This window comes from Vibrio sp. 1562, from assembly GCF_033340155.1.
Taxonomy (GTDB): Bacteria; Pseudomonadota; Gammaproteobacteria; order Enterobacterales; family Vibrionaceae; genus Vibrio; species Vibrio alginolyticus.
In genome coordinates this window covers 1-23,167 of record NZ_JAWOVY010000017.1, presented here as the reverse complement: position 1 = coordinate 23,167, position 23,167 = coordinate 1, and the positions used below count along the sequence as shown (strand labels likewise).

Below are 23,167 nucleotides of genomic sequence, written 5' to 3'. Positions count from 1 at the left end.
TTGAATCCAAACAATTAGCCCCCATATACTGCCTTAAGTAATACGTTAAACGTGAAAGCGGAAGAGAGAATTATATGAACTTGGAACGTTCCGAGCGTATCGAGATCCCGGTACTACCTCTACGTGACGTAGTGGTCTACCCACACATGGTTATTCCATTGTTTGTTGGTCGTGAGAAATCGATTAGCTGTCTAGAAACGGCGATGGAAACCAACAAACAAGTTCTTCTTGTGGCACAAAAGCAAGCGGATACTGACGAGCCTACGGTTGACGACCTATTTGACGTAGGTACGGTAGCCACCATTCTCCAGCTCTTGAAGCTTCCGGATGGCACAGTAAAAGTATTGGTCGAAGGCCAGCAGCGAGCAAAAATCAATCACTTTAAAGAGAGTGACTTCTTCCTAGCGGAAGCTGAATTTGTTGTTACGCCAGAATTGGATGAGCGTGAGCAAGAAGTGATTGTTCGCAGCGCGATTAATCAGTTTGAAGGGTTCATTAAGCTAAACAAGAAGATTCCACCAGAAGTGCTAACGTCACTTAATGGTATCGACGAAGCCGCACGCTTAGCGGATACCATTGCGGCTCATATGCCGTTGAAGTTGGTGGATAAGCAGCAAGTGCTTGAAATTGTTGACGTCACTGAGCGTCTGGAATTCCTGATGGGCCAGATGGAATCAGAGATCGACTTGCTGCAAGTTGAAAAACGAATTCGTGGTCGCGTTAAAAAGCAAATGGAAAAATCTCAGCGTGAGTACTATCTGAATGAGCAAATGAAAGCGATTCAGAAAGAACTTGGTGAGATGGAAGACGCACCAGACGAGTTCGAAACGCTACAGAAGAAGATTGACGAATCAAAAATGCCTCAAGAGGCACGTGAAAAGACAGAGCAAGAGCTGCAAAAGCTTAAGATGATGTCTCCAATGTCTGCTGAAGCAACAGTGGTTCGTAGCTACATCGATTGGATGGTCAGCGTTCCTTGGGCTAAGCGCTCAAAAGTTAAGAAAAACTTAGCGAAAGCAGAAGAGGTTCTTAATGAAGATCACTACGGTCTAGAACGCGTCAAAGAACGTATCCTTGAATACCTGGCGGTTCAAAACCGTATCAACAAGCTAAAAGGTCCTATCCTTTGTCTTGTTGGTCCTCCTGGTGTCGGTAAAACATCTCTTGGTCGTTCAATTGCTTCAGCTACAGGCCGTAAGTATGTTCGTATGGCGTTGGGTGGTGTGCGTGATGAAGCGGAAATTCGTGGTCACCGTCGTACTTATATCGGCTCATTACCAGGCAAATTGATCCAGAAGATGTCGAAGGTTGGTGTGAAGAACCCGCTGTTCTTATTGGACGAAATCGACAAAATGTCTTCAGATATGCGTGGTGATCCGGCATCGGCTCTACTCGAAGTCCTTGATCCTGAACAGAATAACTCGTTCAACGATCACTACCTAGAAGTGGATTACGATCTCTCTGACGTTATGTTTGTTGCGACATCGAACTCGATGAACATCCCGGGTCCATTATTAGACCGTATGGAAGTTATTCGTTTATCTGGTTACACCGAAGACGAGAAGCTGAACATTGCAAAACGTCACCTTGTTGATAAACAAGTGAAGCGCAATGGCTTGAAAGCGGATGAGATCGTCATTGAAGATTCTGCAATTATTGGCATCATTCGTTACTATACGCGTGAAGCGGGTGTCCGTAACTTAGAGCGTGAGATTTCTAAGATCTGCCGTAAAGCAGTGAAGAACATCTTGTTGGATAAGGACATCAAGTCAGTAACGGTAACGATGGACAACCTAAAAGAGTACTTAGGTGTTCAACGTTTCGATTACGGTAAAGCGGATGAAAGTAACCGAATTGGTCAAGTAACTGGCCTAGCTTGGACAGAAGTGGGTGGCGATCTATTAACGATTGAAACTCAATCAATGCCAGGTAAAGGTAAGCTGACACAAACGGGTTCTCTTGGTGATGTGATGCAAGAGTCTATCCAAGCAGCAATGACAGTGGTTCGCTCTCGTGCAGAAAAGCTAGGTATCAATACTGACTTCTACGAGAAGAAAGATATTCACGTACACGTACCGGAAGGCGCGACACCAAAAGATGGCCCAAGTGCGGGTACAGCAATGTGTACGGCATTGGTTTCTTCTCTGACAGGCAACCCTGTGAAAGCAGAAGTAGCGATGACGGGTGAAATCACACTGCGTGGTGAGGTTCTACCTATCGGCGGCCTAAAAGAGAAGTTACTTGCGGCACACCGTGGTGGCATTAAGACAGTGCTAATTCCAAAAGATAACGAGCGTGATTTGGAAGAGATTCCTGATAATGTTATCGCTGATCTGGAAGTTATCCCTGTACAGTGGATTGATGAAGTACTGAAAGTCGCACTAGAGCGAGACCCGACGGGCGTTGAGTTTGAGTCTCAAAAATAGTGATGTGTAGCAAAAATAAGTAAAAGTTTACGCTGATAAGCCCAAAAAGGCTTGTCAGCGTTTTTTTTGGGCGCTAAGTTAGTTTCGATAGCTGCCAGCCCTTGATGAATAAGGGGTGGAGCATATTTTCTTAACAATGGAACGAAAGTCATCACAAAAATAATCACAGATGACACAAAGGGGAAATTACAGTGAATAAAACTCAGTTAGTAGAACAAATCGCAGAAAATGCAGATATTTCTAAAGCGTCAGCGGGTCGAGCTCTAGATGCATTCATCGAAGCAGTAAGCGGAACTCTTCAATCTGGTGATCAAGTCGCTCTAGTTGGCTTTGGTACATTCAGCGTTCGTACTCGTGCTGCACGTACTGGTCGTAACCCAAAAACTGGTGAAGAAATCCAAATCGCAGAAGCAAAAGTACCAGCTTTCAAAGCTGGTAAAGCACTGAAAGACGCTTGTAATTAATCACGGCGTTATTTCTGTAACCGGCCATTTGCTTAACTTTTGCTCAAACAATAAGTTTCGAACAAAAATTTACAAACTTCGAGCCGAACTTTCTTAAATTATGCGCATCATACTGATGCGCATTTCTTTTTCTGATATTATTGCGCCATTATTTCTATTAGATAGAAGCAGTAGGCTTCAATTGTGGAGAGCAGTTAAATTATGATGGATCGACTACGCGAAGGCGTGAATAGCATCGCGGTCAAAATTATCCTTGGACTTATCATCCTGTCTTTCGTATTTGCAGGTGTAGGTAGCTACATCGTTGGTGGTAGCAACAACTCTGCAGCGAAAGTCGGTAACACTGAGATTCCTCGTGGTGAGTTCGAGATGGCATACCAAAATGAGCGTAACCGTATGCAAGCTCAGTTGGGTGACTACTTCTCTCAAATGCTGGCTGACCCTGCATATGTTGAATCTTTCCGCAAATCCGTTTTAGATCGAATGATCAATGACGTGTTGCTTGACCAACAAGCTGAAGCTTTGGGTCTGCGAATCAGCGACACTCAAGTGCGTAGCATGATTCTAGACATGCCTCAGTTCCAATCTAATGGTCAGTTTGATCAAGAGATCTATCAAGCTTCTTTGCGTCGTGCAGGCTTTTCGCCAGACTCTTTTGCTGAGTACATGCGTCGTGAATTGGTTCGTGAGCAACTGCTGAATGCGCTACAAAACAGTGAATTTATTCTGCCGGGTGAAGTACAAGCAGAAGGCAAGCTGTTCACTCAAACTCGTGATATTCGCACGATTCAGATCGACTTAGCGGAGTTTGCGAAAAATATTGAATTGACCGACGAAGAAATTCAAGAGTACTACAAAGCAAACCCAGACAACTTTACACGTCCAGAGCAGGTTAAAGTCTCTTACATCGAACTGTCAGCTGAAGCGCTAAAGGAACAAGTTAATGTTTCTGATGCTGAGGTGAAAAAGTACTACGACGAGCACTTAAACAAATACTCTTCAGAAGAGCAACGCCGTGTCGCTCACATTCTTGTAGAAGGGGACGATGAAGCAAAAGCGCAAGCTATCCTAGATGAGCTAAACGCGGGTGCAGACTTTGCGACGCTTGCTCAAGAGAAATCTGACGATTTTGGCAGCGCTGAAAACGGTGGTGACCTAGGTTGGATTGAGCGTGATGTGATGGACCCTGCTTTTGAAGAAGCGGCATTCGCACTGAAGAATCCTGGCGATACGTCGGGTCTAGTAAAGTCGGACTTTGGCTATCACATTATCAAGCTTGAAGAGCTAAAAGATTCTGTGGCGAAGCCATTTGAAGAAGTCGCTGCTGAAATCAAACAAGAGATGGTGGACCAACAAGCGATCGATCAATTCTACGAGTTGCAAAATGAGCTTGAGCGTGTAGCGTTTGAATACCCAGACTCATTGTATGATGCTTCTCAAGCGGTTAACCAAGAAGTGAAGACAACAGACTTTATTTCTCAGGTTGATGCACCTGAAGTGCTTCGTAGCCCTGCGGTAATGCAAGCTATCCTTAGTCCTGAAGTTAAAGAAGATGGCCTAAACTCTGAAGCTATCGAAGTTGCGCCTGAGCATATTATCGTTGTTCGTGTTGAAGATGCGCGTGACGAGACAGTTCTTCCACTAGAAGAAGTGAAAGATCAGGTTGTTGCAGAGCTATCTCGTGTTAAAGGTGAGCAAGAAGCGATGGAACTTGGAACACAAGTCGTTGCGGCATTGAAAGAAGGTAAGACGAACGTGCTTGCTGAAAACAATCTTGCCTTTGGTGAACAAGAGACAGTAGACCGTCGTTCTCCGTTAGCAACAACGGTATTCGCGATGGCAAAACCAGTCGATGGTAAACCAGTATACGGTCAGTCTAAAGATCTTGAAGGTAACATCATTATCATCGAGCTTGATGCTGTAAATGCAGAGCTAGATAGTGAGTTAGAAGATCAAGTTGCGATGCAAATGCAGCGTGCATCTTCTCAGCAAGATTTATCATCTGTACTAGCCGTACTGCGTGCAAATACTGACATTGAGTACTTTGTTGTGAGCAACTAAGCACAATTAGTGTAATTTGTATGTTGAATAAAACGGACCGCATAAGCGGTCCGTTTTATTTTTGTCTTTATGAACTTCAATCATCAATAGGCATTACTTAAATTAGTGCGCGTTTAAGTGATAGCGGCCGTTGTGAATTCCGGGTCATCTCAGTTTGTTAAATGCATAACCATATTGCTTTCCATTGCAAACTTGATAGTGACTCGCTCTCGACGACTGTTTTTAGCCTACTATTTTGGAGATTGTATGTTCAATATGAAATGGATTTTGACATTGTGCTTATTTGTTTTTGCACCTTTTAGCATGGCTGCGGATTCAGCCACTGACAAATATGAAGGAATTGAAATTACTGTAAATATCAACACGGCCACTGCTGAAGAAATTGCGACCATGTTGAAAGGTATAGGTGAGAAGAAAGCGCAGAGTATAGTGGACTACCGCGAGGAACATGGCCCTTTTAAAACGGCAGCAGATTTGAAGAGCGTAAAAGGCATAGGTGAAGCGACAGTTAAGAAAAACGAAGACCGCATTTTACTGTAGCTTGATGTATTGCAGATATTGAGTCTGAATTCAGAACAATATCTGTTTCCCTATTACTGCTTTCCCGAACCAGCCCCTCTTTCGTGGTTCGGGATTTTTTATCCGAATAAACGACGGCGAAGGCCTTTTTCCAGTAAAGCCATTACTAACCCACCGAGTGCGCCAAACATATGAGCATCAATAGCAACGTTTGCACCGATAAGCTCAGCAGTACTGCTGGATGGGCCATAGACCTGCTCCCATGCTACTTTGGCGATTAGCCCTCCGACTAACAACACACTGCTTCTTCTGCTTTCAAAGACTTCTCTGAGCGCCCAAAATCCAAACAATCCGTGTAATACGCCGGATAAACCCACGTACACCGACATGTTGGTAAACAAATTCAGCGCACCAACACATGCACATAAGATTGAAAAAACGATAAGGAAGTTACGAGTGCTTGGGCGAAAAATAAAAGTAATGATCCACAATCCGGCGAGGTTCATTCCTAAGTGCGCAAAGTTGGTATGTGTGAGATTTCCTGTTACGATTCGCCACCATTCACCATGGCGTATATTGTAGCTGTGCCACTCGGTTAGGCTTGCCATTGGTTCAAATTGAAGTATCAAACAGATCACGCTGATAATACTCAGCAAGGTATAAAGGTTCACTCTATGTCTCGTTATTGTTCTCGTTGTGGAAAATCGCAAAAAGCGTGTATTTGCCAATGGATTGTACCGCTGGCAAGCGAGGTAGAACTTATCATTCTTCAGCACACGAGTGAAGAACATCGTCCGCTTGGTACGGCACGGATTCTCAATTTGAGTTTAGATAACTGTATTTGTTTGATAGGAGAGGACTTTTCTTGTGATGATGCCTTAAATCACTTATTAGCGGATGAGTCATATCAACATTTTGTTCTTTACCCATCAGAAGAGTCACGATGCATTTCTGAAATCACTCAAGCGAGTCATAGTGTATCTAAGAAAATACGTTTGATTTTGCTCGATGGTACGTGGAAAAAAGCGTACAAAATGTGGCAACTCTCAAGCAACTTACATCCACTCCCAACCGTGCAGTTGCCTAAGCAACTACAAGGGCACTACACCATTCGTAAGGCGCCCTCTGAGAATAGCTTATCGACAGTCGAGGCTGGTTATCATTCGCTTCGCTTGCTTGAACCCGAGCGCGACTTTACACCGCTTATGCATGCCTTTGAAAATATGATCGAATTCCAAATCGCCCAGATGCCTCCGGGCGTTTTTGAAAAGAATTACTTGAAAGGTTGAGTGTTACTAAAGAACGATGGAAGAGAAAAGTTGGCGGTGTAGCTTTTGCGCGTGACCATCGGTCATTGCAGAAATATAATCGGCGATGACCCTCATCTTATTGCTCTCGCTCTTCGCCTGACACCACAGATCTTTTGTATGAACGGGTAGTAATCGCTCTGGGTCTGCTGTTAACGCTTCAAAAATATCCATAATAATTTGCTGACCCTTATACTCAACGATCTGGACCTGCGGGACTTGGATAACGAAGGTGCTGACAAAGTGCTTGAGTACGTCAAGTGCACGTGCCATCTGTGGTTCTAAACACGCATTCCAAGACAGTAACGGGTTATTAAACGGCTCATCCACCGTTTTGATTGAAATGCTGGTCAGTAGCGCGTTAACCATACCACCGATAGCATCTTTCCGCTCATGGTGCTTACCGCTAAATAGCATCTGTCCGATGGAATCGATATGAGCTTCAAACCACGGGTCGCCACAGTCCGCTAATTGACTTGCTGCGCCTTCTTGCCATTGCTGACGTGTCACCATACCAAGTACGATTGCATCTTCTAAATCATGAACACCGTAGGCGATATCATCTGCTAGCTCCATGATTGAGCAATCGAGTGATTTAAAACGCGTTTTACTGTGCTCAAACTCCGATTCTGGCGTTGAACGCATCAGACTAAGCAATGCCTTGTCGTTGTCAGAAAGGGGTGCAATTACCCAATCAAATAAGTCTTTATCACAATCATAAATGCCTTTAGCTGGGCTCCAATCTTTTGCTTTTAGTTTACGTTGATGCTCGGCTGGTTGAGGCAACTTGACGGAGCGTGTTTGACTAATGAGGGCAGGGTACTTAATCAAACCAAGCAGTGTGCGGCGTGATAAATTCATTCCGAAATGCTCAGTATAAGGCTCTAACTTAGTGACGATACGAAAGGTTTGGGCATTCCCCTCGAAGCCGCCATGTTCGCGCATTACGTAGTTTAGAGCGACTTCTCCCCCATGACCGTATGGAGGATGCCCGATGTCGTGAGCCAAACATAATGAATCAATTAAGCTGTCTGATGGTAATAGATCACGGAACTCTGGCTGTTTTTTCTTTAACTGGGCGACGATACCGGTCCCTAGTTGCGACGCTTCTAAGGAGTGTGTTAACCGACTGCGGTGAAAGTCTTCCAAGCTATTGCCGTGTACTTGGGTTTTTGCTTGTAGGCGTCGAAATGCAGCCGAGTGAAGAATGCGCGCTCGGTCTCGTTGGTACGGGCTCCGATGGTCGTCTCGACGGATTTTATGCTCATCATCATGGCGCTCTTGCCATTGCGGGTGTAATTCAAACGACACGATTATCTCCGTAAGCTAACTGATTTCATCTAACGATAATTCGAAACTTGGGGCAAAGGTATTGAGAAAGTAAGCCATTTCAGGCGTTCTGCGTTCTTGCAAAGTGACGTCTAAGCGTTTTTTTGCCAGAGCGAACTCATGGTTGCCGGCGCTTAGTTCTTCAAGACATTTTAAATAGGCACAGATGGAATCGGCTTGCTTAACGATTTTTGCGTCCTCTTCGTGTGCAGAGTGAGAAAGAAGATAGGGGGCAAAATCATCGTGGAACTCTTCCGGTAACATTGAGAGTAATTTTTGTTCCGCTGCCGATTCTATCTTCTTATATTCTTTGGCAATTTCAGGGTTGTAATACTTCACTGGAGTTGGAAGATCACCCGTTAATACTTCACTGGAATCATGGTACATGGCAAGAATAGCGATGCGTTCTGGATTAAGGTTGCCGCCGAACTTTTTGTTTTTAATTAGGGCAAGGGCATGAGCGACAAAAGCAACTTGTAAGCTATGCTCTGAAACGTTTTCTGGTGAGACGGACCGCATTAAAGGCCAGCGTTGGATCAGCTTCATTCGAGCCAGGTGGGCGAAAAAATGGCTTTCTTTCATGGCTTTCTCCGTTTCTGGTGTAAAAAAGGAACTCACTAGGAGTTCCTCTAAGCATATGAGAGATCAGCACTAATTACTACCAGTGATTCATTACTGGCTGTAGGTTGATAGGAATCTTTCAAAACGTCCAATAGCGATTTCTAGATCTTCAACGTGCGGTAGTGTCACGATGCGGAAGTGGTCTGGTTTTGGCCAGTTAAAACCGGAACCTTGCACCAGTAAGACCTTCTCTTGTTTTAAGAAATCTAAAACCATCTGCTGATCGTTCTTGATGTTGTACATTTTAGTGTCGATTTTCGGGAAGAGGTACATCGCACCCTTAGGTTTGACACAAGAAACACCAGGAATCTGATTGATCAGTTCATACGCTCGGTTGCGCTGCTCTAATAAGCGTCCGCCTGGTAAAATCAGTTCATTGATACTCTGGTATCCACCTAACGCGGTTTGAATGGCATGTTGCATTGGTACGTTTGCACATAAACGCATCGATGAAAGCAGCTCCAAGCCATTCACGTACCCTTGAGCCAGATGTTTAGGCCCCGTTAGGAACATCCAGCCACCACGGAAACCACAAACACGGTAGGCTTTTGAAAGGCCATTGAATGTCATGACTAGCACGTCTTCAGTGAGTGTGGCGACTGAGGTATGTGTTGCACCGTCGTACAACACTTTGTCGTAGATCTCATCTGCGAAAATGATCAGTTTGTGCTTGCGTGCTATCTCAATCACTTCAAGTAGGAAGTCACGGCTGTATACCGCACCTGTCGGGTTGTTCGGGTTGATCAGAACAATGCCACGTGTCTTTGGTGTGATTTTCTTTTTGATGTCTTCAAGGTCTGGGTACCAGTCAGCTTCTTCATCACATAGATAATGAACCGGCTTACCACCAGATAGTGCAACTGAAGCTGTCCATAACGGATAGTCTGGTGCTGGGATCAGCATTTCGTCGCCATTGTTTAATAGCGCTTGCATGGCCATTACGATCAACTCAGACACGCCGTTACCTACATACACATCTTCGACATCTAGCGAGCGTATACCTTTACGCTGATAGTGTTGGACCACAGCTTTACGAGCAGAGTAAATGCCTTTGGAATCACAATAGCCTTGAGAAGTCGGCAGATTACGAATCACGTCGACTAAAATCTCATCAGGGGCGTCAAAACCAAATGGGGCAGGGTTACCAATGTTTAGCTTTAGGATTTTATGCCCTTCTTCCTCCATGCGCTTAGCATGTTTGAGTACAGGGCCCCTAATGTCGTAGCAGACATTGTCGAGTTTTGACGACATCCCGATATTTTGCATTGTTTAATTCCTAAAAATTCGTTAATTTCTTTATTAAAGTACAATAATTTGTTTTTTATTAGAATATATATCTGTAAATAATCTGTCTGCTGGTTAAGTTTTGCTCGCTTGCTATCACAGGATTTCGCAAAAGATCGCATACGACCTTGATTTGCTTTGGGTCTAAACTTAGAGTAGCCGTCAGTTACCATTTATCCTCACATACAACGAGGTTGATTTGTCACAGTTCCATCAAGCCGTAAAGAGAATTATCGAGCGAGTTCAGCAATCGGAAGGCAATCAAACACGTCTGGTCGAGCCCCTTAGCGAGAAACCTAATTTCTCATTTATTGATTGGCTTGATGCACAACCACTTTTCCCTAAGTTTTATTGGCAGTCCCGCGATACACGTGAAGAGGTCGTTGCACTAGGGCAATTGCACGCTTTTGTTGAGCCAGGTCCTGCTTATACCATTCTAGGTGAAGGGCAAAGAGTCTGGGGCGGGCGCTCTTTTGATGGACAGCATGAGAAGAATCGTCGCTGTATGCCTTCTTTTTTCTTTTTGCCTCAAATTGAGTTAATTCGTTTTGACCAACAGTGGTCTCTCGCAGTTAATATTTCAGAAGACAAAGCGCGAACTCTAGCTGGGTTGAATAAACTGGTTTGTGAGGTCGCGGCCTTAGCTCCAATTTCGTCTCACATCCGCTCTATTGTTCACACGCCAAGTCAGCCTCAATGGAATGAGTTAGTTCATAAGGTTCTGACTGGTATAGAGAATGATGATTTTAAGAAAGTGGTTTTAGCGCGTCGCTCTACCGTGCAGCTTGATAACACATTAAGTGCTGCACAGCTACTTAAAGCAAGTTACTTAAATAACCATCATAGCTTCCATTTCATGCTGAGCTTAGACAGTAAGCACAGTTTTATGGGGTCTACGCCAGAACGTTTGTATTCTCGCGTAGGGCATGAGCTACATACCGAAGCGTTAGCAGGTACGATTGGTCGGGGAGACAATGCCACTCAAGATATGGAGTTGGCGAATTGGTTATCCCAAGACCAAAAGAACCTCAACGAAAACCAGTATGTGGTGGACGACATCATTGATCGTCTATTACCGCATTCTGAAATGGTTGAAGTGGAAGCTGAACCGAGTTTGGTCAGACTACGAAAAGTGCAGCACCTTAAGCGAAATATTCACGCTAGTCTAAGAGCGGGGATAAATGGTGTTCAGTTGTTATCGGCGCTTCAGCCAACAGCGGCGGTTGCTGGCTTACCCCGACAAGAGTCCATGCAGTTTATTCTTGATAATGAGCCCTTTGCACGCGGCTGGTACGCGGGGTCAATGGGTTATATAAGCCATGAACGAGCAGAGTTTTGTGTCGCAATCAGAAGCGCGCTTGTGCTCGGTGATCAAGTACAACTGTTTGCGGGCGCAGGGATTGTGCCTGGTTCTGTGGCAGAACATGAGTGGGCAGAACTTGATAAGAAAATGTCGACGTTACTTACGCTGATTTCTGATCATCCGCCATTGGGAGTCGCATCATGAGTCATGACCAAGCGGTGCTCAATCGAGTTTGGTCAGAAACCATATTGATTGAGCTTCAGCGATTTGGCGTTAAGCATGTTTGTATCGCTCCCGGATCTCGTTCTACTCCTTTAACTTTAGAAGCGGCAGAACAGTCCGACTTTTCCATTCATACTCATTTTGATGAGCGTGGACTGGGCTTTATGGCTCTTGGTTTAGCGAAAGCTACTCAGGAGCCAGTGGCAATTATCGTTACCTCTGGTACGGCAGTGGCGAACCTATTACCGTCGGTTGCCGAAGCCAAACTTACTGGTGAAAAACTGGTGCTGCTGACAGCAGATCGTCCAGTAGAACTTGTCGGCTGTGGTGCAAACCAAGCGATAAATCAATTGGGTATTTTTTCACATCATGTTTCGGCCAGTTTGAATTTACCAAGCCCAAATTTAGCAACGTCGCTTAACTGGTTGCTGACCTCTGTTGACGAAGTTATGTTTACTCAGCAATTGCAGGGTAGTGCTGTTCATATTAATTGTGCATTTCCAGAGCCTTTGTATTCCAACGGCGCAAAAGCGGATTATCAAACCTACTTAGATTCGGTCGCCGGATGGCGAAAAGGAAGCGGCACTTATACTCAGCGTTTTAGCCATTTGTCACAGGCGAACATCCCGCCTTTTTCGGACAAAAAAGGCTTGGTTGTGATTGGCAGCTTACCGCTTGAACAAGCGCGTTCGGCGCAGGCGTTTGCACAAAAAATGGGATGGCCGGTACTTGCAGACCCGCAAAGTGGTTTGAGTTCGGATTGGGCGCATTACGATGTATGGCTTCAACTTCCCGAGTTTGCAAACGAGCTTGAATCTTGTGAACTTATTATCCAATTTGGTAGCCGAATCATCTCCAAACGTTTGAACCAATGGATTGATAAACAAGTTTCGCAGAGTCAACAAGATAAAGACGTTCAATACTGGTATATCTCGCCGCGTATGGACCGGAATAACCAAAATCATCTGGCGCAAATGCACTGGGTTGAGCCTCCTAAAACGTGGGTTTCTCGCATTAGTTTTGAGAAGTCAATATTTGCTGGGTGGGCTGATAGGTTAGTGAATGACGTTAAGCGAGTTCATCAACGTATCGAAGAAGCCTTCCTATCTGATTCAGCGTCTGCCATTGACGAAATTGCGTTGGCAGCAGACATCAACGAGCGCACAAAGAACGTAGATGTTTTCTTGGGTAATAGCTTGTTTGTTCGGCTTGTTGATATGTACGGAAAATTGGATGGTGTAGAGGTTTTCACTAATCGAGGCGCGTCAGGGATTGACGGTTTGTTTGCTGCAGCATCAGGCGTGCAACGGGCAAGAGGTAATCCGTTACTAATGTATATCGGTGACACAGCAGCACTTTATGATCTCAATTCTCTGGCGCTATTTTCTCACAATAAACTGCCGGCGGTACTTGTTGTTACTAATAATGACGGCGGTGCGATTTTTGATATGTTGCCAGTACCACCAGAGCGCAGGACGACATATTATCAAATGCCTCATGGTTATCAGTTTGAACACGCGGCAAAGCAGTTTGGTTTGGCGTATTTGCATGTTTCTACACTGGAGCAATTCCAATCATCTGTAAAAGAGCATTTATGTCACCGCCAAGGCACGTTGCTGGTCGAGGTTCAAACCCCACCTAATCAAGCTGCTGAGACACTCAAGGCATTTAATAAGAGTCTGAATGCTTTACTTTGAACGTTTCCCTGTATTAGAAAAACACCAAAGTAGAACGTTGCCCACTTTGGTGTTTTTGCATGGCTTACTCGGTAGCGGTGCCGATTGGCTCGCGTGTTTAAATGCATTACCCGAATATGAACGTGTTACGGTTGACCTTCCTGGTCACGGACGCAGCCAATCTATTTTTTGCTGCGATTTAAATGATTGCTGCAAACTTCTTGGTTCCACACTATCTTTATTATTTCCCTCACAACAACCACTTATTTTGATTGGATACTCTATGGGCGGCCGCATTGCGATGCATGGTATTGCCCATCAATGCTTTCCAGAGCTCAATATTGCAGGCGCGATTATTGAAGGGGGAAACTTCGGGATTCAAACTGAGTCAGAGAAACAGGTGAGATTAGAGAATGATGCTCGCTGGGCAATGCGTTTCAAAACTGAACCACTTGAACGTGTTTTGAACGATTGGTACCAACAAGCGGTGTTTTCTTCACTAAACCATGAGCAAAGACAAACATTCATTGCGAAGCGAAGTGATAATCTTGGCTCAGCGGTGGCGAATATGTTGATGTCGACATCGTTAGCCAAACAGGCATATTTGTTGCCCTCACTGCAAAAGCAGAACATACCAGTGTATTACTTGTGTGGTGAGAAAGACCAAAAATTTAGCCAACTGGCACAACGTAGCGGGTTGGCGTATCGACAAGTTGAAGGCGCTGGTCATAACGTCCATCAAGAGCAGCCCAAACAGTTTGCGATACATACCAAGCAAATAATTCAGTCTCACTTTGGTGAGAGTAACGAGAACAATGGGAATCACCATGGCTAAAACAGTAGGCATTTCTGAAGAAGAACTTTACGCTCCGGTTCAATGGAAAGATTGCGGCGAGAAATACGAGGACATTCATTACCATAAGTCTGAAGGTGGTATCGCGAAAATCACCATTGCGCGTCCTCAAGTGCGTAACGCGTTTCGTCCTCAAACGGTAAAAGAGATGATTGATGCGTTGGCAGATGCGCGTTACGACTCTGGTGTTGGCGTGATCATTCTGACAGGTCTAGGTGAAGACGCATTCTGTTCTGGCGGCGACCAGAAGATCCGTGGCGACTACGGCGGCTATAAAGACGACCAAGGTACACACCACCTAAACGTATTGGACTTCCAGCGCGATATTCGTACTTGTCCAAAACCAGTTATCGCATCGGTAGCGGGTTGGGCTGTTGGCGGTGGTCACGTTCTGCACATGATGTGTGACCTAACGATTGCAGCTGACAACGCTCAATTTGGTCAAACAGGCCCTAAAGTGGGTTCATTTGATGGCGGTTGGGGTGCATCTTACATGGCTCGCATCGTAGGCCAAAAGAAAGCTCGCGAAATTTGGTTCCTATGTCGTTTCTACAATGCTCAAGAAGCGGTAGACATGGGCCTAGTAAACACAGTTGTACCACTAGCGGATCTAGAGAAAGAAACCGTTCGTTGGTGTCGTGAAGTACTACAGCACAGCCCAATGGCATTGCGCTGCCTGAAAGCTGCATTAAACGCAGATTGTGATGGTCAAGCGGGTCTGCAAGAGCTAGCGGGTAACGCAACGATGATGTTCTACATGACTGATGAAGGCCAAGAAGGTCGTAATGCCTTTAACGAGAAGCGTCGCCCAGACTTCGATAAATTCCCTCGCAACCCATAATCCGTCTAAATGAGGAGCGTGTTAGCTCCTCTGTTCCTTTTTTCCTGAGCGCCTCGCCCTCTGGGAGGCTGGTGGGATTGCTCGTCAGAACGCTCAAATATACGGCATTACATAGGACTTGAATTATGCGTGAAGCGAAAATTTATCGTTATAGCTTGCCCATGGATAGTGGTGTCATCCTACGTAACAACAAGCTAACCGAACGTGTTGGTTATGTTGTTGCGCTTTCCGAAGATGGTAAAACAGGGCTTGGAGAAGTCGCTCCTCTTCCTGGTTTTAGCTTAGAGAGCGCCGAAGATGCGGGTGTTCAGCTACAAGAACAGGCGGAGCGTTGGGTTGCAGAGTTGGATGTGGATTATGCCAATATGTACCCGTCGGTTGCGTTTGGTTTATCGATGGCACAGCTTGAATTAGCTGGTGGCTTACCACAACAAGGTAAATACCAAACAGCGCCACTATGCACTGGCGACCCAGATGAGCTCATTCCAAAGCTGAACGAAATGGAAGGTGAGAAAGTCGCTAAGGTGAAAGTTGGACTTTATGAGCCAATTCGCGATGGCATGCTTGTGAACCTTTTTCTTGAATCAATCCCTCAATTAACGCTTCGACTCGATGCCAATCGCGCTTGGACACCAGAAAAAGCGCAGCAGTTCGCTAAGTACATTGCCCCGTCTCTGCGTCAACGAATCACGTTTCTAGAAGAGCCGTGCCGCTCTCCTGGCGATAGTCTCTCTTTTGCGATTAATACTGGTATTGCTATCGCTTGGGATGAAACATTGCAAGATGCGGTTCGTCGTGAAGATTTCCGTCTTGAAGATCTAACTGGTGTGAAAACGATCATCATCAAACCCACACTCATTGGTTCGGTGGATTTTTGTATTACACTGATAGAGAAAGCGAAGTCACTGGGGATGAAAGCAGTGATTAGCTCGAGCATTGAATCCAGTCTCGGTTTAACTCAATTAGCGCGCTTTGCCCAATGGCAGCTGCCTGATGAAGTTCCAGGCTTGGATACGATTGGCTTATTCAAAGCTCAGCTAGAGCAGGGCTGGCCTAAGTGTGAACTTCCCGTTCTTCCTCTAAAAGACCAGGAGATTGTGTGGCATTCTGCGTAGACAATATTGCGAAGGCGCCATGGAAATATTGGGCTCAAACGAGCCCTTTTTCTATTGCACTCAAGACATCAACAGAAGTATTAAACTGGCAACAACTCTCGAAGCGTATTGACCAATACACTCACTATTTGAATGACTTGGGTGTAACTCGGGGGGATGTGCTGACTTTGGTTGGCAAGAACCAAGTAGAAACACTGTTGTTTTATCTTGCCTCCAAACAGTTAGGCGCGCTCGCTGCGCTGACCATGGAACAACCACTAGATAAGTTGCAGGGTAAGCTTGCTACACTTTACAGGCCTGATCAAACTCGGTTTATCTGGTTTTCTCAGGAGTGCGCTTCGACCTTTTCTGAACATGATATACAAAAACTCAAGGCAACATTGCTTTCACCGCCTGTAGTATCACAGCAAGAGAGTGATTCGTTGACTGAAGATAGCTATCATCATGACCGGCTCGCTTCAGTAGTATTTACTTCTGGCTCTACAGGGGAGCCTAAAGCTGTGGTTCATACACATCGACAGCATCTTGCGTCTGCAGAGGGCTTGTTGCAGGAGTTCATTTTCACTCAGCAAGATGCTTGGCTATTATCGCTTCCGCTGTATCACGTCTCTGGATTGGCGATTGTCTATCGTTGGCTATATGTCGGAGCAACACTAAAAGTCGGTTCAGGGAAACTTGTTGATGATGTTCAGGGCGTATCACACGCTTCTTTGGTTGCGACTCAGCTCAAACGGTTATTGGATGATGATGCACATTTGTCATTGACACATGTGCTACTGGGCGGCAGCCACGTTGATCACGAGTTGGCACTACGAGCAACAGGGCAAGGCATTGAGACATGGTTAGGTTATGGGATGACGGAGGCGGCCTCTACCGTTACCGCAAAGAGAATTGACAGTACCAGTAATGCTGGGCATGTATTGGAGCACCGTAAGATAAAATTAGTTGACCAACGCATTTTTGTTGGCGGTAAGACATTAGCGGCAGGGTATTTCCATCAAGGACATGTTACCCCATTTCTGGATGAGAAAGGCTGGTTTGACAGCAAGGATCTTGGCGAGTGGCAAGGTGATGAATTAAAGATAATCGGCCGTGCCGACAATCAGTTTATCTCTGGTGGTGAGAATATCCATTGTGAAGAGATTGAAGCCGCTTTGAACCAAATTGATGGTGTAGTGCAGAGTATAGTGGTTCCAGTCGAAGACGCGGAGTTTGGTCATAGACCAGTAGCTGTGATTCAGACCAATGGATTGCGCAGCAAGTCGGAGTATGACCAGCACTTGCAATCAAAGTTAGAGAAGTTTAAATGGCCAGTGGGATACCATGTAATGCCAGAAACTCTACTAGAAGGTGGGATCAAAATTTCACGTAAGGCCGTGAAAGAGTGGCTGTTGTCATCACTTCAGCATTAGTCAATTTTGCTATGTATTAGTCATAAAGAGAATTTCGTATCCTTATAACTCTGAATCATAATTATGCTTCTTCGTGGAGAGAAAATGCATAAGGTTCAGGATGGCAAAGCTAGTTTTAATTGCGGCAGTAGCACTACAAATTGGTATCGCGATAAGTAGTGAAGGGCTAGCCCGCTCTCTTGCAGAGCTAACGGCATTTTTGATCGCTATTGCGTTGGTCGTTATATACAAAAATAGCAAACGGGAAATGCCGTCCCCTCAACGCGATAAGCAGACCACCAATATCTAAAACAGTAACCAACTTAGAGAAGTGGTCGAAATTAACACCCACAGAGTCACACCAAACAACAGTGGCTTAGCTCCAGCAGACTTTAGTTTTGAAATTGAAATGCTACAACCTATCAAGAACAGACATACAACCAACGCTTGCTTTGCTCCAATGAAAATGCCGTGATAGACCATTTCAAATTGAGGAAATAAGTCGCTAAACGCGATAGCTGCACAGTACCAAAAAATGAAATAAGGGATAGCTAGTTTTTTCTTTCCATTCTCTTTTTGGCCTCTTGAAAAGATGACGGCACTGATCAAAGCAACAGGAATGATCCATAAAGCGCGCGCGAGTTTCAATGTTGTTGCCGTCGTTAGTGCTTCTTCCCCATAGGCCGAGGCAGCCCCGACAACAGAAGATGTGTCATGAATGGAAATCGCAGCCCATGTGCCAAACGTGTGTTGATCTAGCCCTAAAGCATGTCCAATCACAGGAAACACAAAGAGTGCAATGGAGTTCAGGACAAATACCGTTGCCAGTGCTAATCCAATCTGCTCGTCTTTCGCTTTAATGGCCGGTGCCACAGCAGCAATTGCGCTACCACCACAAATTGCAGTACCTGATGAGATTAAGTAAGCGGTTACTCGCTCCAATTTAATTACCCTGGCAATGAGAGTGCCCATGATCAGTGTGCCTGTAATAGTGGCGATGATCAGGCCGATACCATCCGATGTGACTGCAAGTGCTTGCTCAAAGTTGATGCCAAAGCCTAAGCCAATAATCGAGTAAGACAGCAGCTTTTTAGTAAAAGAAGCGATGGGCAGCTCGGAAGGCACAAAACCAAAACTTGCGAGTAGAAAACCGATAACTAGAGCAATGGGAGAGGAGGCAAGAGGGGTTAGACAAAAAAGTAACGCCAATCCAAACAGGAGGTAGTTTCTATTCAAGGTTTTTATTCGCTGTTGTGAATGAAAGGGAGAGTATATCGCACTGGGTGTGGTCAGTTTGTCTTAATGATTTGAACACATGTTCAGTTATCCTAAACATGTGTTCAAGTGTATTTATCGCCAGTCGCCTCTAAGTTGATGCACTTTATCGAACATTGTTTTTGCCGTTGCTTCATTTGGTGGCACCGGTTGTCCTGCCTCAATTTCTAGCTTTGACCAAAATCGAGTCGGTAAGCCACAGCATGCGCGACCTTTTGCGCGGCTGAAATAGCTTCCCCATAAGCCTTTAAGTGCAACAGGTATGACGGGTACTGGGCTACGACGTAGAATGATATCAATACCGCGCATGAATTCATTCATTTCACCATCTGAAGTTAATCTTCCTTCAGGGAAAATACAGACGATATGACCTTCGCTTAGCGCAGCTTCCACATCGTTAAATGCACGTCTGATAGAGCTTCTGTTACTCGCTGAAATTGGAATTACCCCAGTTCGACGTAAAAAGCGCCTTAATGGAGGTAGGTTGGCGTAATCTTCCTCCATCACAAAACGAATCAACCTTGGGCATACGGCACTAAGTAGCAATGCATCCATGTAGCTTACATGATTACATACAATCAATGCCCCACCATGCTCGGGTAGGTTGTGTAGATTCTTATGCTTAACTCGATAGATGGTGTGCGTAAGCATCCACATGACAAAGCGAACTACAAAAATAGGAATTTGCAAAAAGATGTAAGCGGCGACTAAGAAATTTAAAACGGCTAACAATGCAAACAGCTGAGGAATTGTCATCTTGATTACACTTAGGCACACAATACCTAAGACAGCGCTGCCGACCATAAACAGAGAGTTAAAAATGTTGAGCCCTGCGATGACTTGAGCACGTTCGGTTTCCTTTGCTCGATGCTGCATTAATGCGTAAAGAGGCACGATAAACAAACCGCCCGAAGCGCCAATCATCAATAGGTAGAAAAATAATGGCCAAAAAGGCTCATATCTAAAGAAGTCTACAAAGTTATGGAAAGTAGGTAGATCATTGGGAATGGAAGTGGCCATTAGGTACCCAAATACCGTAATGCCAAAGGCACCAATTGGCACAATACCGACTTCGATACGATGGTTTGAGATCCAATTGCAAAGTAGCGACCCTAGCGCGATACCAATGGAAAATAGAGCGAGCAAGAAAGACACCGCACTCTCGGTGCCATTTAGGTAAATCTTAGTGAAATTCGGAAATTGTGTTAGATATGCGGCGCCTAAAAACCAAAACCAGCTTATTGCCATTATGCATTGAAAAACAACTCGATCGGATTTGGCGATAGAGAGCGTGTGTTTGGTTTGCTTGTATGGTTGCCAACGAAAAGAGAGATTGGGCGCGCTGGCTGCAGCAAAGGGGATTGAGCGGCTCGACAAGTAGCCTAACAATGCGAAGATCACGACACAAAATGCGGCAAGGTATTTTGCGTTGTCTGTAGAGGCTATAATCCCAGCGCCTAAGGTGCCAATAAGGATGGCGATAAAGGTACCAGCTTCAACAAGAGCGTTGCCGGGCACTAACTCTTTAGCATTTAACTTTTGAGGCAAAAGGGCATATTTAACTGGGCCAAAAAATGCTGACTGTGTGCCCATTAAAAACAGTAGCAATAAAAGCACACCATAACTTTCGGTTATGAATCCGATGGCACCTAACAGCATGATGGCTATTTCAAATAGTTTGACCTTACGAATAAACCATGACTTTTCATATTTGTCGGCTAATACGCCAGCGGAAGCAGAGAACAGAAAGAACGGTAGAATGAACAAGCCTGCCGCAAGGTTGATGAACAAATTGCTCGAAATAGGCAGTGCACTGGAGCCAGCGAATGCGACAAACAACAGCAAAACGTTTTTAAAAATATTGTCGTTGAAAGCGCCAAAAAATTGAGTAATGAAATAGGGCAGGAATTTTCTCTGCGTAAGTAAGGACGGCTGTCTGTCGGATGACATGGATAATCCTTTGTTACCAGTTCGTGAGGTAGTTAGAAAGAAGATTACTGATCAATTCTTTGCCATCAATCGGTTCACTAGAGAAAAACTTATCATCAACACTGAGTAAAGTAATGCCATGTACGCCAGACCAAAGGACTCGACTCGCTTGAATCACTTCGGATTCAGTACGATGTGGTGCGATTTGAGCCAATAGTGACTCTAGCATTCCCGTCATACCATCGATACGTTTGGCATGCCATTCCGGAAGTTCTGCTCCATTCATGTTGTGTTCGAACACTAACTGCCAACGGTATGGGTGTTTTTGAGCAAAATCGTGGTAGCAATAAGCGAGTTCAAAAAGCGCTTGATGGGAGTCTTTGCTGTCATTAGTCGCTTTGCGTGCTTCTTGAGATAACTCATCTAAAGTTTGAGCGACAACATGAAGCAACAACAAATTATAATTACCAAAAACATTTACCAATGTGCTTGGCACGTAACCAATCATGTTAGCGATTTTACGAAGACTGAGTTCGTGGTAAGAATTCTCATCTAAAAAGTTTTTGACCGTTGTTAACGTCAAATTCACTAACTCTTCTCGGGTGTGATCGTTTCTGCGCGCCATACTCTCAAACTACTTTATTGAACATCGTTCAATATGATAGTCAGCTACCTATTAACCGTCAACAAGGCAATGTGTCCAAGTGCCCTCAAGGTGTAGGATTCTGAGCTGTGTCACTGATTCTAATTCAAGTAAAACAATCTGGAGTATTAGTGAACTTATTCCATACTTTTTTACATTGATCAAGCGCCTTCAGCTGAATTGCAAGCAGTGTGAGCAGTCTGCATTTTTGGCAATATTCTGATACATGTCAGCTTCTATAAGCTATTTTCATCAATCGGTATACAGAGTATGATGACTTAAAAATCATCTTTGGCGTGCTACTGTTTGAAACAACGATTGTTTCGTCTTGAAAATGGGGCACTATCTTAGATAGCTAACTTTAAGGATAACGATGAAACGTTTATTTTCTATTGTTGCTTTATTGATGTTTACTGTTGCTGTAACGCCTATCGCGGAAGCGAAGAAGTTTGGTGGCAGTAAGTCTTTCGGTAAGAGCTACAAAACCGCACCAGCACCGAAACAACAGCAACAAAACACCAATACGGTCGGCAAAGATCAGACGACAAAGTCTTCAAGTAAGAAAGGCCTTATGGGTGGTCTGCTAGGCGGACTTCTGGCTGGTGGTCTACTTGCTGCATTCTTTGGCGGTGCTTTTGAAGGTATCCAGTTTATGGATATCCTAATTATTGGTTTGATTGCCTTTGTCATCTTTAAACTAATGCGCGGTATGCTAGGTGCGAAGCAGGGCAGTATGAACCAGCATCGTCAACAGCCTGCATTTGGTGGCAACGCATCTAAGTTTGAGCAACCAAACATGCAAAACTTTGAGCAACAACCAAACACAAATAATGGTGGCTTTGGTGGTTTTGGCGCTCAAACAGACGTACCACATAACTACCCACCGGGTTTTGACCAAGCAGCGTTCATTAATGGTTCTCGTGAACACTATCGAATCCTGCAAGGTGCGTGGAATCACAACCAGCTAGAAACTATTGAAGAATATGTTTCTCCAAGCTTGTTTGAAGACCTAAAAGCAGAGCGCGCGAAGCTCGACGGTGAGCAGCATACTGACGTAATGTACGTTGATGCGGAGATCGTCCGTGCTGATTACGATGCAAATAAAGCACAGCTTAGTCTGCAGTTTAGCGGTCGTTACCGTGACACAGTAGAAGGTGTTGAAGAAGAAATCGAAGATATCTGGCACCTAGAGCGTGACTTGACTGCGCCTAATGCGCCATGGTTAATCGTTGGTATTCAAGGCTAGTCACCTTTAAACCAATTTAGTCACTAGTAAAAATCCCGCATCCCCTGCGGGATTTTTTGTATCTATCATTTATATTTATTGTACGTGTTTTTATACAAACATCACTAATTGAGTCCGTTTGGTAATTTTGCGAACCCACTTTTTCTAGTAAGTCCTCAAGTGTTTTCCTAGTTATATTGAACATTCATATTAAGGCCATACGAACTAACAAAATCAAAATAGCTAGTACATTGTTTGTAGGGTAAAGATCTGCTCCTCAGCCTTTTGTTTGTGGAGCTTCACATGGGGTTGGTTGCTTTAGTGAGATTGAGTATAGGTTATACCAATCGTAGTAAATAACTGGTCATTCTAGCTTGTTAAAATACTCGATAACTGCGTTGCAATTTTTGATTGCAGAATAACTACTTATCGAAAAATTGCGCCTTGTTCTCAAGCATTTTCCCTACGCTATTTCTGATCACTTATTTACTGTGATAGGTATTAAATCGAGCAGAGTTTCGGTGAGGAGTGAAAGGTTCGTGGTAGTAGGACTATGCTATCAAGATCCTGAAACGAAAAAAGCCAGCTCAATGAGCTGGCTTCTTCAATATGGTGGAGGGGGACGGATTCGAACCATCGAAGGCAGTGCCGGCAGATTTACAGTCTGCTCCCTTTGGCCACTC

General features: G+C 44.6%; 20 protein-coding genes. 13 read left to right on the top strand and 7 right to left on the bottom strand.

Annotated features, from left to right (window positions below; all coding sequences use genetic code 11):
- Nucleotides 1–74: 74 nt before the first annotated feature.
- The 4 genes from lon (at nucleotide 75) to R7Z49_RS16715 (ending at nucleotide 5,491) form a co-directional block, all read left to right on the top strand.
- Complete coding sequence (gene lon, locus R7Z49_RS16730; RefSeq protein ID WP_005382343.1) at nucleotides 75–2,426, top strand: endopeptidase La; 2,352 nt, start codon at nucleotides 75–77, stop codon at nucleotides 2,424–2,426.
- Nucleotides 2,427–2,617: 191 nt separating this feature from the next.
- Nucleotides 2,618–2,890, top strand: coding sequence for an HU family DNA-binding protein (locus R7Z49_RS16725; RefSeq protein WP_005382341.1), 273 nt, complete (start codon nucleotides 2,618–2,620; stop codon nucleotides 2,888–2,890).
- Between the two features lie 201 nt (nucleotides 2,891–3,091).
- Complete coding sequence (ppiD, locus tag R7Z49_RS16720) at nucleotides 3,092–4,951, top strand: peptidylprolyl isomerase (protein ID WP_005382334.1); 1,860 nt, start codon at nucleotides 3,092–3,094, stop codon at nucleotides 4,949–4,951.
- 255 nt (nucleotides 4,952–5,206) lie between these two features.
- Nucleotides 5,207–5,491, top strand: coding sequence for a ComEA family DNA-binding protein (locus tag R7Z49_RS16715; protein WP_031777211.1), 285 nt, complete (start codon nucleotides 5,207–5,209; stop codon nucleotides 5,489–5,491).
- A 98-nt stretch (nucleotides 5,492–5,589) separates the two neighbouring features.
- Here R7Z49_RS16715 and rrtA read toward each other — a convergent pair whose 3' ends face one another.
- Nucleotides 5,590–6,141 (bottom strand): rhombosortase, encoded by a 552-nt coding sequence (gene rrtA / locus R7Z49_RS16710; protein ID WP_005382331.1) that lies wholly within the window; start codon nucleotides 6,139–6,141, stop codon nucleotides 5,590–5,592.
- 3 nt (nucleotides 6,142–6,144) lie between these two features.
- Between rrtA and R7Z49_RS16705 the strand changes: the two genes are divergently transcribed.
- On the top strand, nucleotides 6,145–6,759 hold the full coding sequence (locus R7Z49_RS16705; RefSeq protein ID WP_171344886.1) for a tRNA-uridine aminocarboxypropyltransferase: 615 nt from the start codon (nucleotides 6,145–6,147) through the stop codon (nucleotides 6,757–6,759).
- 6 nt (nucleotides 6,760–6,765) lie between these two features.
- Here the strand turns inward: R7Z49_RS16705 and R7Z49_RS16700 are convergent, their stop codons facing one another.
- The 3 genes from R7Z49_RS16700 to R7Z49_RS16690 form a co-directional block, all read right to left on the bottom strand.
- Nucleotides 6,766–8,088, bottom strand: coding sequence for an anti-phage deoxyguanosine triphosphatase (locus R7Z49_RS16700; RefSeq protein ID WP_115385831.1), 1,323 nt, complete (start codon nucleotides 8,086–8,088; stop codon nucleotides 6,766–6,768).
- Between the two features lie 15 nt (nucleotides 8,089–8,103).
- Nucleotides 8,104–8,688: a 5'-deoxynucleotidase gene (yfbR, locus tag R7Z49_RS16695; protein WP_186584410.1), complete on the bottom strand. Its 585-nt coding sequence runs from the start codon at nucleotides 8,686–8,688 to the stop codon at nucleotides 8,104–8,106.
- Between the two features lie 90 nt (nucleotides 8,689–8,778).
- A complete protein-coding gene (locus tag R7Z49_RS16690) occupies nucleotides 8,779–9,993 on the bottom strand; it encodes a pyridoxal phosphate-dependent aminotransferase (protein ID WP_053303263.1) in 1,215 nt (404 codons plus the stop codon).
- Nucleotides 9,994–10,210: 217 nt separating this feature from the next.
- Here R7Z49_RS16690 and R7Z49_RS16685 point away from each other — a divergent pair, with 217 nt between their 5' ends.
- The 7 genes from R7Z49_RS16685 (at nucleotide 10,211) to R7Z49_RS16655 (ending at nucleotide 17,722) form a co-directional block, all read left to right on the top strand.
- On the top strand, nucleotides 10,211–11,518 hold the full coding sequence (locus tag R7Z49_RS16685; RefSeq protein WP_053303262.1) for an isochorismate synthase MenF: 1,308 nt from the start codon (nucleotides 10,211–10,213) through the stop codon (nucleotides 11,516–11,518).
- The gene (gene menD, locus R7Z49_RS16680; protein ID WP_065274279.1) at nucleotides 11,515–13,233 is read left to right on the top strand and encodes a 2-succinyl-5-enolpyruvyl-6-hydroxy-3-cyclohexene-1-carboxylic-acid synthase; all 1,719 of its coding nucleotides are present in this window, start codon (nucleotides 11,515–11,517) and stop codon (nucleotides 13,231–13,233) included. The genes R7Z49_RS16685 and menD overlap by 4 nt, the downstream gene beginning before the upstream one ends.
- On the top strand, nucleotides 13,220–14,047 hold the full coding sequence (gene menH / locus R7Z49_RS16675; RefSeq protein ID WP_318111841.1) for a 2-succinyl-6-hydroxy-2,4-cyclohexadiene-1-carboxylate synthase: 828 nt from the start codon (nucleotides 13,220–13,222) through the stop codon (nucleotides 14,045–14,047). The genes menD and menH overlap by 14 nt, the downstream gene beginning before the upstream one ends.
- Nucleotides 14,040–14,906, top strand: coding sequence for a 1,4-dihydroxy-2-naphthoyl-CoA synthase (menB, locus tag R7Z49_RS16670; protein WP_318111840.1), 867 nt, complete (start codon nucleotides 14,040–14,042; stop codon nucleotides 14,904–14,906). The genes menH and menB overlap by 8 nt, the downstream gene beginning before the upstream one ends.
- Nucleotides 14,907–15,031: 125 nt before the next feature.
- Nucleotides 15,032–16,021, top strand: a complete 990-nt coding sequence (gene menC / locus R7Z49_RS16665; protein WP_258644954.1) for an o-succinylbenzoate synthase — start codon at nucleotides 15,032–15,034, stop codon at nucleotides 16,019–16,021.
- The gene (menE, locus tag R7Z49_RS16660; RefSeq protein ID WP_065274282.1) at nucleotides 16,006–17,433 is read left to right on the top strand and encodes an o-succinylbenzoate--CoA ligase; all 1,428 of its coding nucleotides are present in this window, start codon (nucleotides 16,006–16,008) and stop codon (nucleotides 17,431–17,433) included. The genes menC and menE overlap by 16 nt, the downstream gene beginning before the upstream one ends.
- Before the next feature lie 100 nt (nucleotides 17,434–17,533).
- The gene (locus R7Z49_RS16655; RefSeq protein WP_005382314.1) at nucleotides 17,534–17,722 is read left to right on the top strand and encodes a hypothetical protein; all 189 of its coding nucleotides are present in this window, start codon (nucleotides 17,534–17,536) and stop codon (nucleotides 17,720–17,722) included.
- On the opposite strand, the gene R7Z49_RS16650 is transcribed toward R7Z49_RS16655, so the two are convergent.
- From R7Z49_RS16650 to R7Z49_RS16640, 3 genes are all read right to left on the bottom strand, one after another.
- Nucleotides 17,719–18,648: a YeiH family protein gene (locus R7Z49_RS16650; protein ID WP_114139466.1), complete on the bottom strand. Its 930-nt coding sequence runs from the start codon at nucleotides 18,646–18,648 to the stop codon at nucleotides 17,719–17,721. The genes R7Z49_RS16655 and R7Z49_RS16650 overlap by 4 nt on opposite strands.
- 114 nt (nucleotides 18,649–18,762) lie before the next feature.
- On the bottom strand, nucleotides 18,763–20,637 hold the full coding sequence (locus R7Z49_RS16645; protein WP_186584406.1) for an MFS transporter: 1,875 nt from the start codon (nucleotides 20,635–20,637) through the stop codon (nucleotides 18,763–18,765).
- 13 nt (nucleotides 20,638–20,650) lie between these two features.
- Nucleotides 20,651–21,241 carry a TetR/AcrR family transcriptional regulator gene (locus R7Z49_RS16640; protein ID WP_005382308.1) on the bottom strand — a complete coding sequence of 197 codons (591 nt, stop codon included), beginning with the start codon at nucleotides 21,239–21,241 and terminating at the stop codon, nucleotides 20,651–20,653.
- 391 nt (nucleotides 21,242–21,632) lie between these two features.
- On the opposite strand from R7Z49_RS16640, the gene R7Z49_RS16635 reads away from it, so the two are divergent.
- On the top strand, nucleotides 21,633–22,505 hold the full coding sequence (locus R7Z49_RS16635) for a Tim44 domain-containing protein (protein ID WP_005384268.1): 873 nt from the start codon (nucleotides 21,633–21,635) through the stop codon (nucleotides 22,503–22,505).
- Nucleotides 22,506–23,167: the final 662 nt, after the last annotated feature.